Source organism: Amycolatopsis sp. NPDC104775 (assembly GCF_055583325.1).
The window spans coordinates 191,127-203,776 of record NZ_JBVJOE010000007.1; the positions used below are offsets into that span (position 1 = coordinate 191,127).

Sequence of the window (12,650 nt, forward strand, 5' to 3'; positions counted from 1 at the left end):
ACCACCCCGCCGACACCGCCGGTCGGTTCCGCGGCCGGTCCAACCGCCGCGAAACCTGCTCCACCGCCCACAACCAAATCCGCACGGCATTCCGGCGCTCATCCAACTCCCCCGCAGCGGCTTCCAGATCCCCGCCCGCCTGCACTTGCGGGAGCCCCGCGACCGCGAGCGACGACTCGGCTCAAACCCATCCGCCGACAACGCCAGTCGGTTCCACTGCCGGTCCAGCCACCGCGAAACCCGCCCGACCACCCACAACCAGGCTTCCGGCATCCCACCCACCCGCACTCGCGGAAACCCCACGACCGCGCGCACCAAGTCAGCTCAAAGATCCCCCGCCGACAACGCCAGCCACAACTCCAACCGATCCCGCGGCCGATCCAACCGCCGCCGCGAAATCCGCTCCGCCACCCGCAACCGAGCCCGCACCGTATTCCGGTGCACGCCCAGCTCTCGCGCGGCGGTTTCCAGGTTCCCGTCCGCGTCGAGGTAGCACCGCAGCGTCGGCACCAGTTCGCTGCCGGTGCGGCGGTCGTGCTCCCGCAGCGAGCCGAGCACCGCGGCGGTGAACGGGGCCAGCGTCTCCGCGCGCAACGACTCGCGCAGGAGTCCCCACGACGATGCCTGTTCAGCGTCCACATAGGACGAATCGGCGGGCACGACGTCCGCGGCCCGCTGGATCGCGGCGGGGATTCCGGCCACGTCCGCCGCGCGGCTCGCGCCGCAGCCGACCGGGACGCCAGTCAGTTCGGCGGCTCTCGCCCGGATCCGCGCGCCGAGTCCGGCCGAGGCAGGCAGTACCGCTGCGAGGCCGCCCGGGCGCGGGGTCAGCACGAGCCGATCCTGGTCGATTTTCCCGGCCACGTCGGCGATAGCGTCGAGCACCGCGGCGAGCGGATCGTCGACGGACAGCGCGAAAACCGCGACCTCGAACGGCGGCTCCGGCAACAGCGACGCGTCCGGCTCCGCCACGCCGGGAAGCAAGCGCGCCCGCTGTTCGTGCAGGGTGCGGCGGAGCGCGCGGATGCCCAGCAAGGTCATGCCCAGCAGCACCGCCGCGTGGTTGACCAGCAGGCGTTGATGCGTCGGATCGCCTGCCGGGCAGTCGAGCGCCAGCCAGCCGCGCGGATGTCCGGACAGTCCGATGCTGTGCACGACGAGATACCGGCCGTCGTGTTCTTCCGCGCCCGCGGCCTGTGCGGGTCCGGCCATTCCGGTGACCAGCTCGCGCGCTCGGCCATGCCAGGAACGCTCCCCCGCCGGATGCGCCGCGCGCGGCCGCCCTTCGACGTCCAGCAGGAGCGCCTCGCCGCCGACGCCCTTAGCCAGTTCGGCCAGGATTCCGCGGTCACCGGACCGCAGCGCCGCCCGTGCGATCGCTTCCTGCACCGCGATCGCGTGCCGTTCCGCGCGCAGCGCCTCGTCCGCGTGCCAGCGCGCGACGGCCTGGCTGACCGCGATGAACGGCGTCGTCCCCAGCACCCCCACTACTGGCAGCTCGCAGGCCTCGGCCTCGTCGAGCACCTCCGGCGGCAACGCGTCGAGCACTTCCGCGGCGAAGCCGAGCCCGGCCGCGCCCGCCTCGGCCAGCCGCCGCACGTACGCGCGCCGTCCCGGTTCGTCCGCGGGCAGCCCGAGCCCGATCGTCAGCACCAGCTCGCCGCCGCGCAGCCACGGCACCGGGTCGGCGACCTCGATCGCGTGCGCCCAGGACACTTCCCGGCCCAGCCCGGCCCGCCCGGCGAGCAAGCCCAGCTCGAGCCCGTCGAACCGGAGCACGCCGGCCACGGTCAGCACAGCCGCCTCCCAGTGCGGTTCGCACAAAACGATCTTCGGCAAAGGACACATCGTACAGCGGTCTCCGGCCGCTTCCGCGGTTAGCGTGGCCCGAACCGATCCCCCGGAGCAGTGGGAGCCCCCATGACCGCATCCGTCTCGAGCGCCCGCCGCGCGGCCGCCGCGGCGTTCGTCGGCACCACCATCGAGTGGTACGACTTCTACGCCTACTCGACCGCCGCGAGCCTCGTCTTCGGCAAGCTGTTCTTCCCCGAGGGCACCAGCCCGCTGGTCGGGCTGATGGCGTCGTTCGCCACCTACGCGGTCGGGTTCCTCGCCCGCCCGCTCGGCGGCATCGTGTTCGGGCACTTCGGCGACCGGGTCGGACGCAAGGCCGCGCTCGTCACGACGTTGCTGATCATGGGGGTCGCGACGTTCGCCACCGGGCTGCTGCCCACCTACGCCACCGCCGGGGTGCTCGCGCCGCTGCTGCTCGTGGTGCTCCGGTTCGCGCAGGGGCTCGCGGTCGGCGGCGAATGGGGCGGCGCGGTCCTGATGGCCGTGGAACACGCGCCGGCCGGGCGCAAGACGTTCTACGGTTCGTTCGCGCAGCTCGGGAACCCGGCCGGGGCGCTGCTCGCGTCGGGACTCTTCGGCCTGCTCGCCGGGCAGGGCGACGGGGCGCTCGCCGCGGGCGGCTGGCGGGTGCCGTTCCTGCTGTCGGCGGTGCTCGTCGTCGTCGGGCTGGTGATCCGGTTGAAGGTCGAGGAGTCCCCGGTGTTCCGGCAAGCCGAACCGGTCGCCGAACTGCCGGTGCGGCACGCGCTGCGCACCTCGTGGCGGCACATCCTGCGCGGGATCGGGGCGCTGCCGGTGGCCGTCGGCGGCTACTACATCGTCACCACCTTCCTGCTCGGCTACTCGACGACCGATCTGCACGTGAGCGAGGAACTCGTGCTGACCGGGCTGAGCATCGCGTCCTTCGTGGAACTCGTCGCGACCGTCGGGCTCGCCTGGCTCGGCGACCGTTTCGGCGGGCGGCGCGTGGTGATCGCCGGGCTGCTCGGCGTCGCGGTGCTGGCCGCGCCGCAGTTTCTCGTCATGGGCAGCGGCAGCGCCGGGCTGATTTTCCTGACGCTGTCGGCGATGCGGCTCGTCATGGCCGCCACCTACGGGCCGATCGCGGCGATCCTCGCGCAGATGTTCCCCGCCCGCGCCCGCTACACCAGCATTTCGCTGTCCTATCAGGTCGCCGGCGCCGTCTTCGGCGGATTCTCGCCGCTGGCCTGCACCGCGCTCGTCGCCGGATTCGGCGGCGTGGCGCCGGTGATCGTCCTGCTCGTCGTGATGTGCCTGGTCAGCATCGCCTGCCTGCGCGGAGCCCCGCAGCTGTCCGACGACCTCCCCCAGCCGAACCGAACGGAGATCGCCCGTGGCTGACGTCCTGATCCACCACGCCCGGGTCCTGACCATGGACCCGGACCTCGCCGGAACCGACGCGGTGCTCGTCCGCGACGGCCGCGTCGCCGCCCTCGGCGCGGCGGCGGTCGCGCAGGCGGCACCGGAGGCCGAACGCGTGGACGCGCGCGGCGGGACCGTGCTGCCCGGTTTCGTGGATCCGCACAACCACCTGCTGTCCACCGCGGAATCCCTTGCCGCCGAGGACGCCAGCTATCCTGTGGTGTCCACTGTGGACGATCTGGTCGAGATGGTCGCCAAGGCGGCCGCCCGCACGCCCGCGGGACAGTGGATCCGCGCGTTCGGCATGGACGACGCGAAATATCCGGAAGGCCGCCCGACCTGGCAGCGGCTTGACGAGGCGACCACCGAACATCCGGTGATCGTCTACCACGTCTCCGGCCACCACGCCGTGGTCAACTCCGCGGCACTGCGGTGGCGAGGCATCGGCAGCGATGTCGCCGACCCGGCGGGCGGAGAGTTCCTCCGCGACGCGGCCGGACGGCTCACCGGCATGGTGCTCGATTCCGCGATGCAGCTGCTCCTGCCGGTCGCCGTCGAAATCGGTTGCCACGGCCCGAATTTCCACACCGATCTGCCGTTCGAACAGCTCTCCGCCTGGCTGGACGACGCCGGCAGGCACTACGTCGAAGCCGGACTGACGACCATCGCCGACCCGCAGGTGTCCGCGCGAGAACTACGGGTGTACCGCGCCGCGCGCGCGGCCGGACGGCTTCCAGTGCGCACCGTCGCGATGCCGTTGTCGCACCAGCTCGACGCCCTCGCCGCGGTGGGCCTCGGCGACCCGTTCGGCGACGACTGGCTGAGCCTCGGCGCGATGAAGTTCTATTCCGACGGCACGCTCATCGGCGGCACCGCGGTGTTCAGCGAACCGTACGGTGAGCACGGCGAATTCACCGGAAGCCTCTACTGGCCCGGCGACGAACTCACCGCACTCGTCGAACGCGCCGCGCGGGCCGGCTGGCGAGTCGCCGTCCACACGCAAGGCGACCTGGCGATGGAGAACACGCTGCGAGCGCTCGAAGCGGGCTCCCGCGCGTACGGCGACGACTTCCGCCCGCGGATCGAACATTGCGGCTACCCGACCCGGGACCACGTCCGCCGGTTCGCCGGGCTGGGCGTGATCCCGGTGAACCAGCCGAACTTCCTGCACGACAGCGGCGGCGACTTCCTGCGCCGCCTCGGCGACCGCGCGCACCGGCTCCAGCCGATCCGCGAGGAACTCGACGCGGGCCTGCGCCCGGCGCTGTCGAGCGATTCGTTCGTCTCGTCGTTCAAACCGCTGCACACGATCGCCAACGCGATGCTCCGGCAGACCCGCGAAGGCGCGGACATCGGTGCGGAGCAAGCGGTTTCGCTCCACGAGGCACTGCGTGCGCACACGCTCGACGCGGCGTACACGCTCGGCATGGAAGACCGGATCGGCTCGCTGACGCCGGGCAAGCTCGGCGACGTCGTGGTCCTGGACACCGACCTCGAACAGACCCGGCCGGAGAAGTTCGGCGAGGTGCGCGTGACCACCACGGTGCTGGACGGGCGGATCGTGCACCAGCGGTGAAGCGAATGGCCGGCCGCGTCCGCGCGACCGGCCATTCCGTTTACTCCGCAGGCGTGACCTCGGCCATTTCCGACCAGGCCTCGCCGTCGAGGTTCTGGTAGTTGATCTGCGGCTTCTTCGCCACGACCGTCGACATGAACGGGAAGAACTCCTGCGCGTGCCGGGTGGCGACGTGCGCGTCCCCGGCGGCGCTGTCGGCGAAGACCTCGACCAGGACGAATTCGTTCTCGTCGCCGCCGTTCTGGTAATAGTCGAACGAAACGTTGCCCGGTTCGCCGCGCACCTGCGCGGTGTAGCGCTCGATGCCTTCGAGCCACTCGGCCCGCTTCTCGGGGCGGATCTGTGCTTTGAGGACGATCAAGATCATGCCCCGAGTATCGCAGGAACCTTCCCGGGTTCGCAGAGCCGCGACCTACGCGGCCACCGCGGCGGAACGGATCACCCGCGCCCCCGCCACGGCCGTCACCAGCAACGCCACCCCTCCCCCGAACACAGCGCTCACCACGAACGGCCACACGCTGAACGCCGCCGCCGGGCCGCCGGTCTTGACGATCGAGAACGGCAGCACGCACAGCACCGAACCCGCCACCGCGACGACGATCGCCAGCAGCGTCGCGGCGGCGGTTTCGCGCAGGAGCATGCCGCGGACCTGCCGGACGGTCGAGCCGATCAGCGACAGCGTCGTGAACTCGCTCCGGCGGTCGCCGATCGCCGCCACCAGGTTGTTGGTCAGCGCGATCGCCATGAAGAGCGAGATCAGGACGACCACCAGGTAGTTGATCGACGCCAGCACGTCGGCGGTGCTGCCCGGGACGCTGTGCCGGTTTTCGATGCCCTGCATGGCCAGCGTGCCCGCGGAGACTCCGACCAGCAGGGTGAGAAAGGTGACGACCGGCCGCGCGCGTTCCGGAGCGGCACGCAGGTTCACGCCCGCCAGATGCGCCTGCGCGTTCTTCGCCCCGCGCCTGCCGAGCCGGTTGGCCGCGGCGATCAATTCCGGGGCCAGTACGGCGAACCCGATCGAGCACAGCACCACCGCCGGACCGGTCAAGCCGGTGGTCGCGATGTTGTCCGCGGGCAAGGCGAGCACCGCGCTGGACGAACCGAAACCCGCCACCAGCACCAGGATCGCCGCGATCCGCCTCGGCCGCGCCGACCTGGCGCGGCGCGGTCCGGACGACGCTTCCTCCACCGGAGACCGCCGTGCCGGACCCCGGCTGCCGATCCACGCGGCGAGAACCCCGGCCAGCAGCACCACCGCGACGCCGGTCAACGGCAGCCCGATGCCGGGCGTGAACGACGTGCCCGGCGCGACGAGCCCGGTCGACCGCACGCCCGTCAGCAGGAGAAGCCCGAGCAGATAGCCGAGCCCGAGGCCCGGCAGCGCGGCCACGGCGGTGATCGCGAGAGTTTCCAGCGAAACGAGCACCCGGATCTGCCGCGGCGCCGCGCCGATCAACCGCAACCCGCCGATCTCGCCCGACCGGGCGGCGAGCGTGACGCTGATGGTCGACACCATCGCGAACACCACGATCGCGACCACCCAGCCGCCCAGGATGAGCGGGAACTGGGTGAGGAACCCCCGGTCGGCCGGCGCCGTGGCACCGGAGAGACCGGTGCCGAGCAGGGCGGTCATCGCGACCACCAGGGCCATTCCGACCACCGCGACCAGCCCGGTCGCGACGGCGGCCGCCCGGTGGTGGCCGAAGAGCCGCAGAGCGAGTTTCAGCATGTCCGTTCCTTCGCGGATTTCCCGGCCAGGACAGGCGATCTCGCCGTCTGGCCCGCTTCGAACGCCGCGACGCCGGTCTCGGCGGCGGCAAATCCCACTACGTCAATCACCCTGGAGGCGTGGCGTGAACTCGTCGGCCACTCAGGCTCGGCATGCGCCACAACACCCGCACCTGCGGCAAACCTCACCACGTCGAACCCCCTTCACAGGCACAGACCGAACTCGTCGGCCACCCACCCCCGGCATGCGCCACAACACCCGCACCGGCAGCAAACCTCACCGCGTCAAACCCCTCTCGCTCTTCCGGTTCCCTTCCAGCACAGAGCCATCCCGCCCAGTCACCGCGCCCCCACCGCGTTCGCCGCTCGCTCGGCCGACTCGACCAGCACGGCCATCCGGTTCGCCACCGTCGCCGCGGTCGGCCGCGCCAGCTGGTCGACCACCAGCCCGTCCGCCAGGAACAGCACCGCGTCGGCGTAGGACGCGGCCACCGGATCGTGCGTCACCATCACGATCGTCTGGCCCCGGTCGGCCAGATTCCGCAGCAGGCCCAGCACTTCCCGCGCGCTGCGGATGTCCAGCGCGCCCGTCGGTTCGTCGGCGAAAACCACCTCCGGATCGGTCACCAGCGCCCGGGCGACGGCCACTCGCTGCTGCTGTCCGCCGGAAAGCTGTCCCGGCCGGTGCCCGCCGCGCTGGGCTAGGCCGACCCGGGCCAGCAGCGCGGCGATGCGCTGCGGGTCGGGGCGGCGGCCGTCCAAGCGCAACGGCAGTTCGATGTTCTCCTCCGCGGTCAGCGCGGGCAGCAGGTTGAACTGCTGGAACACGAAACCGATCCGCTGCCGCCGCAGTTCGGCCAGCTGCGGTTCTTCCAAAGTGGACAGATCGGTGCCGTCCAGTTCGACAGTCCCCTCGGTCGGGGTGCGCAGCCCCGCCGCGCAGTGCAGCAAAGTCGTCTTCCCCGAGCCGGACGGCCCCATGATCGCGGCGAAAGCGCCGCGCGGGACGTCCAGGTCCACGCCCCGCAGTGCGTCGACCGGGCCGCCTTCGCCTTCGAAGCGGCAGCGCAGCCGCCGGGTGCGGATCGCGGGTGCGGTCATCTCAAGTCCTCCCATGCTCATGAACGCTCGTTTAAAACGAACGTTTACATGATACGGTAGCACGCGTGGGACACCGCGAGAACCTGATCACCGCCGCCCGGGAATGCCTCCTCAAGGCCGGTTACGCGCGCACTACGGTGCGCGACCTCGTCGCCGCCTCCGGAGCGAACCAGGCGTCGATCAACTACCACTTCGGCTCCAAGGAACAGCTGCTCTCGCAGGCGCTGTCGGACCTCAACACCGAGTGGGGCGAGATGCTGTTCGCGGTCCTCACCGATCCGGCGGACGAGAACGCCGGGCCGGAGCGGCGCTGGGCGCGCATCATCCAGTCGATCCAGGAAAACCGCGAGCTGTGGTTCGTGAACTTCGAGAGCGTCAGCTACCTGCAGCACGACGAGAAGGTCCGGCAGATCAACGCGGAAGGCCAGCGGCGGGCGCGCGTCGGGCTCGCGCACGCCTTCGGCGGCCTGGGCCCGGACGCCGATCCGAAGGACGTCCACGCGGTCGGCGCGCACTACTACTCGCTGCTGGTCGGGACCGCGCTGCAATGGCTGACCGATCCGGAGAACGCTCCCTCGGCGAAGGACGTCGTCCGCGCCGATCAGCGATCCGCCTGAGCCCGCACCGCACCAGCGCACGTCACGCTGGCATCACAGATCCCCGGGCCTCGCGACAGGTCCGTTGACACGTCCGCCATCCGGGTGACATGATTCGGACACCGCTTGGAAACGTTTCCAAACAGCCGAGAACGTAGCTTGGAAACGTTTCCAGATCCGCTTTTCGCACCACTGCCGCTGTGTCCGACTGGGAGGGACGATGACGTCAACCCGAGCCACGCTGATCCAGGTGGCCGAGCGCGCCGGCGTGTCGCTGGCTTCGACCTCGCGCGCGCTGCACGGGACCGGCGCGAGCAAGGCGATGGTCGAGCGCGTGCGCGCCGCCGCCGCGGAACTCGGGTACAGCGCGGACGCGATCGGGCGGTCGTTGCGGTTGAAGAAGACCTCGCAGATCGCGTTCGCGGTGGCGGACATCGGCAACCCGGTTTACGTCGAGATCATGCGCGGCATCCACGAAGTCCTCGCGCCGCACGGGTACCGGGTCGTGGTGATGTCCACGGGGGACACCGCGGCCTCGACCGCCGAGCTGACGCACAGCCTGCACGGCGGGTTCGTGGACGGCATGATCGTCATCCCGCTGCGCACCGACGACGAGCTGATCGAGCAGATCGGGCGGGCCCCGGTGCCGGTCGTGGTGATCGGGCGGGCGATGAGCGACCGCGGGATCAGCTCGGTCTCCACCGATTCCGCGGCCGGGATCGGCGCGGCGGTGCAGCACGTGGTTTCGCTGGGCCGCCGCCGGATCGGCTTCCTCAACGGGCCGCTCGACACTACGCCGGGCTCTTCGCGGCAGCGCGGATTCGACGAGGCGGTGTCCGCGAAGGACTTCGCCGCGGAAACGGACGTCGAGGTCGCCGCTGATTTCACGGTCGCGGCGGGAATCGAAGCCGCCCGGAAGCTGCTCGACCGTCCACAACGGCCGGACGCCATCGTGGCGGCCAACGACCTGCTCGCCATCGGAGCCATCCGCGCCGCTCGCGAACGGGGGCTGAGCATCCCGCGCGACGTCGCCGTCACCGGGATGGACGACACCGAACTCGGCCAGGTTTTCCTGCCGCGGCTGACCAGCGTGTCCCTCGGCTCGGCCGAACGCGGGCGCGCCGCCGCCCGGTTGATGCTCGGGCTCGCCGACGACGCGGACGCCCCGGCGCGGCAGATCTCGGTCGGGACCGAGCTGTTCATTCGGGAGTCCACTGTGGACCACACTGGAGAGGACGCGGAATGACCGCCGCGACACAGCCGCGGGTCGCCCCCGCTCCCCCGCCGCGGCCGAAGAAGACCACGCAGGCCCGCACCCGGCGACGCGAGGCGATCGCGCTGGTGATGCCGTCGCTGATCCCGATCCTGGTGCTGTCGGTGGCCCCGCTGGTGATCGGGATCGTGCTGGCGTTCACCGACACCCGGCTGGTGCGGCATCCGGACTTCGGCTTCGCCGGGATCGACAACTTCGTCCGCCTCGGCGGAAACTCGCTGTTCTGGGATTCGCTGCGGATCGGTCTGATTTGGACAGTCGGAGTGACCGTGCTGCAGCTGGCCGCCGCGATGGGGCTGGCGCTGCTGCTCAACTCCGGGCTGAAACTGCAAGGCCTGACGAGGGTGCTCGCGCTCATTCCGTGGGCGATGCCGCCGGTGGTCGTCGCGATCATGTGGCAAATGATCTACTCGGCCAACGGCGGCCCGCTCAACGCGTTCCTCGGCAGCATCGGATTGCCGGACGGAATCAACTGGCTCGGCGATTTCAACACCGCCTTGCCCGCGGTGATCGTGGTCGGCGTCTGGGTCGGCATGCCGCAGACCACCGTGACGCTTCTGGCTGGCCTGCAACAGATCCCGGCCGAACTGCACGAGGCGGCGGCCGTGGACGGAGCCGGGGCGTGGCGGCGGTTCACCGCGGTGACCTGGCCGAGCATGCGCCCGATCGTCAGCTCCATCACTTCCCTGAACTTCATCTGGAACTTCAATTCCTTTTCGCTGGTTTATGTCCTGACCGCGGGCGGTCCGGGCGGGAAAACGATGGTCCCCGTGCTGTTCGTCTACCTCGAAGCGTTCAAGAACCGCGAAATCGGCTACGCCGCCGCGATGGGGCTGGTCCTGGTCATCGTGGTCGTCGCGCTGCTCGCGATCTACCTGCGGTCGCAGTTCCGCGGCGACCGCCCGGAAAGGGGGCGGTGAGCGATGCGCTGGTCCGTGCGCCCCGCGCAATACCTGGCTCTCGTGCTGTACCTGCTGTTCCTCGGTTTCCCGCTGCTGTGGCTGATTTCCGCTTCGGTGAAGTCCTCGGCGGAATTGAACTCGCTGTCGGTCAACCTGATCCCGAGCGAATGGCATTGGGACAACTACGGCGAAGCGCTCTCCCGCCAGGGCCTGCTGCATTCGGCGTTCAACAGCCTGCTGGTCGCGCTGGCCAGCACCGTGCTCGCGATCCTGATCTCGGTGCCCGCGGCCTACGTGCTGGCCCGGCTGAAGGGCAAGCTGCGGATCGCGGGCGTCACCTGGATCCTGGTCAGCCAGGTGTTCCCGGTGGTGCTGGTGATCCTGCCGCTGTTCCTCGTGCTGCGGACGCTCGGCCTCGCCGACAGCCTGGTCGGGCTGACGCTCGTGCACACCACCTACATCCTCCCGTTCGCGCTGTGGATGCTGCAGGGCTACGTCGCGGCGATCCCGGTGGAACTCGAGGAAGCCGGGGCGATGGACGGCGCGAACCGGTTCACCGTGCTGCGCACCATCGTGTTCCCGCTGCTGGCCCCGGGCGTGGTCGCGACGGCGATGTTCAGCTTCGTGTCGTCGTGGAACGAGTTCTTCTTCGCGCTGGTGCTGCTGCAGACGCCGGAGAACTACACGCTGCCGATCACGCTCACCATGTTCATCGGCGGCGAGGGCAAGGTCGCCCTCGGCCCGCTGGCCGCGGGCGCCGTGCTCGCGGCGATCCCGAGCATCGCCTTCTTCAGCCTGCTGCGGAAGAAACTCACCGGCGGCCTCATGGCCGGGGCGGTGAAGGGATGAGCCCCACCCCATCAGAAACCCTTTCGAAAGGTCGGTCGATGAAGACACGACGCGCGGCGGTCGCCGCCAGCCTCGCCCTCACCAGCCTGCTCGCCGCCGCGTGCGGCGGCGGCGCGGACAGCGGGGACGGCGGACCGGTCACCCTCACCTTCCAGTCCCTTTCCGACCAGCCCGCCGCGATCGCCGCCACGAACAAGATCGTCGGGGCGTGGAACCAGGCACATCCCGACACCCAGGTCAAGGTCGTGCAGGCAGGCTGGGACAGCGCCTACGACAAGCTGATCACCCAGTTCAACGCGGGCACCGCGCCGGACATCGTGCACTACGAGGCGGCCGGGATCGGCCCGTTCGCGGCCGACGGCTATCTGGCCGACCTCTCCCCTTACCTGACCGGGCAGAAGCGCGCGGACATCCCGAAGGGCGTGCTCGACTCGGTGACCGTGGGCGGCAAGGTCGTCGCCTATCCGACCGAGCTGCAGTCCTATGTGGTCTTCGCGAACAAGAAGCTGCTGGAGCAGTCCGGCGCGCAGGTCCCGACCGGCGAGACGATGACCTGGGACCAGCTGCGCCGGCTGGCCAAGACCGCCACGAAGGACGGCAAGTACGGCCTCGGCTGGGGATTGTCGAGCCCGACCGCGACGTTCGTGGCGATGGCCCCGGCGTTCGGCGGCAAGTACTTCGAGGGCACCGGCGACCAGGCGCAGATCAGCGTCGGCCAGGGCGAAATGGCGCTGCCGCAGCTGGTGCACGACATGAACGCGACTGACCACTCGATCCTGCCGGTGACGCTGACCCAGTCCGGCGGCAAGGCGCTGGCCCCGTTCTACGCGGGTCAGGTCGCGATGACGGTCCAGGGCTCGTACCAGGCGGCGAACATCGAGAAGGACGCCCCGAAGGACCTCGACTGGGTCGCGCTGCCGCCGATCGCCGGCCCGGCCGGACCGGCGCAGGCGGCGAATCCGCAGACGCTTTCGGTCAACAAGGACTCCAAGCACGTCGAGCAGGCCGCGAAGTTCCTGGACTTCTTCACGAACACGGAGAACCTCGCCGCGCTGAACGAGGCCGACACGCTGATCCCGGCGAGCAATTCCGCGCGCGAGGCGCTGGACAAGAAGCTCAGCGCCAAGAAGGGCTGGAGCACCATCCTGGCCTCGGGCAAGTACCTGACCTCGGCGCCGTATCTGTTCGCCGGCAAGTACGCGCAGTGGAAGGACACTGTCGCGACGCCTGCCTACCAGCGCTTCCTGGCGAACCAGATCGACGCGAACACGCTGGCGCAACAGCTGAAAGACGGCTGGAAGAGCGTCGGCAAGTGACCGCCGCGCCGGGACCGCGACACGGGTCCGGTCCCGGCGCGCACGACAGGCGCGGGCGTGGAGCCCGCG

Annotated in this window: 11 protein-coding genes; 7 read left to right on the forward strand and 4 right to left on the reverse strand. The window is 70.3% G+C overall.

Going from position 1 to position 12,650, the window contains the following annotated elements; all coding sequences use genetic code 11:
* Positions 1-324: 324 nt before the first annotated feature.
* Positions 325-1,839 (reverse strand): PucR family transcriptional regulator, encoded by a 1,515-nt coding sequence (locus tag ACZ63D_RS29220; protein WP_465357570.1) that lies wholly within the window; start codon positions 1,837-1,839, stop codon positions 325-327.
* Between the two features lie 81 nt (positions 1,840-1,920).
* On the opposite strand from ACZ63D_RS29220, the gene ACZ63D_RS29225 reads away from it, so the two are divergent.
* Positions 1,921-3,216: an MFS transporter gene (locus ACZ63D_RS29225; RefSeq protein WP_465357571.1), complete on the forward strand. Its 1,296-nt coding sequence runs from the start codon at positions 1,921-1,923 to the stop codon at positions 3,214-3,216.
* On the forward strand, positions 3,209-4,813 hold the full coding sequence (locus ACZ63D_RS29230; RefSeq protein ID WP_465357572.1) for an amidohydrolase: 1,605 nt from the start codon (positions 3,209-3,211) through the stop codon (positions 4,811-4,813). The genes ACZ63D_RS29225 and ACZ63D_RS29230 overlap by 8 nt, the downstream gene beginning before the upstream one ends.
* Before the next feature lie 40 nt (positions 4,814-4,853).
* Here the strand turns inward: ACZ63D_RS29230 and ACZ63D_RS29235 are convergent, their stop codons facing one another.
* The 3 genes from ACZ63D_RS29235 to ACZ63D_RS29245 all read right to left on the reverse strand — a co-directional run bounded on the left by ACZ63D_RS29235 (position 4,854) and on the right by ACZ63D_RS29245 (position 7,645).
* A complete protein-coding gene (locus ACZ63D_RS29235; RefSeq protein ID WP_465357573.1) occupies positions 4,854-5,180 on the reverse strand; it encodes a putative quinol monooxygenase in 327 nt (108 codons plus the stop codon).
* 45 nt (positions 5,181-5,225) lie between these two features.
* Positions 5,226-6,545, reverse strand: a complete 1,320-nt coding sequence (locus tag ACZ63D_RS29240) for an FtsX-like permease family protein (RefSeq protein WP_465357574.1) — start codon at positions 6,543-6,545, stop codon at positions 5,226-5,228.
* A gap of 338 nt (positions 6,546-6,883) precedes the next feature.
* A complete protein-coding gene (locus ACZ63D_RS29245) occupies positions 6,884-7,645 on the reverse strand; it encodes an ABC transporter ATP-binding protein (RefSeq protein WP_465357575.1) in 762 nt (253 codons plus the stop codon).
* 65 nt (positions 7,646-7,710) lie between these two features.
* Here ACZ63D_RS29245 and ACZ63D_RS29250 point away from each other — a divergent pair, with 65 nt between their 5' ends.
* From ACZ63D_RS29250 to ACZ63D_RS29270, 5 genes are all read left to right on the forward strand, one after another.
* On the forward strand, positions 7,711-8,262 hold the full coding sequence (locus tag ACZ63D_RS29250; RefSeq protein WP_465357576.1) for a TetR/AcrR family transcriptional regulator: 552 nt from the start codon (positions 7,711-7,713) through the stop codon (positions 8,260-8,262).
* 199 nt (positions 8,263-8,461) lie between these two features.
* Positions 8,462-9,487, forward strand: coding sequence for a LacI family DNA-binding transcriptional regulator (locus ACZ63D_RS29255; RefSeq protein WP_465357577.1), 1,026 nt, complete (start codon positions 8,462-8,464; stop codon positions 9,485-9,487).
* Complete coding sequence (locus tag ACZ63D_RS29260) at positions 9,484-10,434, forward strand: carbohydrate ABC transporter permease (RefSeq protein WP_465357578.1); 951 nt, start codon at positions 9,484-9,486, stop codon at positions 10,432-10,434. The genes ACZ63D_RS29255 and ACZ63D_RS29260 overlap by 4 nt, the downstream gene beginning before the upstream one ends.
* Before the next feature lie 3 nt (positions 10,435-10,437).
* Positions 10,438-11,265 carry a carbohydrate ABC transporter permease gene (locus tag ACZ63D_RS29265; protein WP_465357579.1) on the forward strand — a complete coding sequence of 276 codons (828 nt, stop codon included), beginning with the start codon at positions 10,438-10,440 and terminating at the stop codon, positions 11,263-11,265.
* Positions 11,266-11,303: 38 nt separating this feature from the next.
* Positions 11,304-12,581, forward strand: a complete 1,278-nt coding sequence (locus ACZ63D_RS29270; RefSeq protein WP_465357580.1) for an ABC transporter substrate-binding protein — start codon at positions 11,304-11,306, stop codon at positions 12,579-12,581.
* The last annotated feature ends 69 nt before the right edge of the window (positions 12,582-12,650 follow it).

What these genes read in the sequence shown, in the direction of transcription:
- ACZ63D_RS29225 (WP_465357571.1), top strand. Translation starts at nt 1,921, where the DNA reads ATGACCGCATCCGTCTCGAGCGCCCGCCGCGCGGCCGCCGCGGCGTTC.
- ACZ63D_RS29235 (WP_465357573.1), bottom strand. Translation starts at nt 5,180, where the DNA reads ATGATCTTGATCGTCCTCAAAGCACAGATCCGCCCCGAGAAGCGGGCC.
- ACZ63D_RS29240 (WP_465357574.1), bottom strand. Translation starts at nt 6,545, where the DNA reads ATGCTGAAACTCGCTCTGCGGCTCTTCGGCCACCACCGGGCGGCCGCC.
- ACZ63D_RS29245 (WP_465357575.1), bottom strand. Translation starts at nt 7,645, where the DNA reads ATGACCGCACCCGCGATCCGCACCCGGCGGCTGCGCTGCCGCTTCGAA.
- ACZ63D_RS29255 (WP_465357577.1), top strand. Translation starts at nt 8,462, where the DNA reads ATGACGTCAACCCGAGCCACGCTGATCCAGGTGGCCGAGCGCGCCGGC.
- ACZ63D_RS29260 (WP_465357578.1), top strand. Translation starts at nt 9,484, where the DNA reads ATGACCGCCGCGACACAGCCGCGGGTCGCCCCCGCTCCCCCGCCGCGG.
- ACZ63D_RS29265 (WP_465357579.1), top strand. Translation starts at nt 10,438, where the DNA reads ATGCGCTGGTCCGTGCGCCCCGCGCAATACCTGGCTCTCGTGCTGTAC.
- ACZ63D_RS29270 (WP_465357580.1), top strand. Translation starts at nt 11,304, where the DNA reads ATGAAGACACGACGCGCGGCGGTCGCCGCCAGCCTCGCCCTCACCAGC.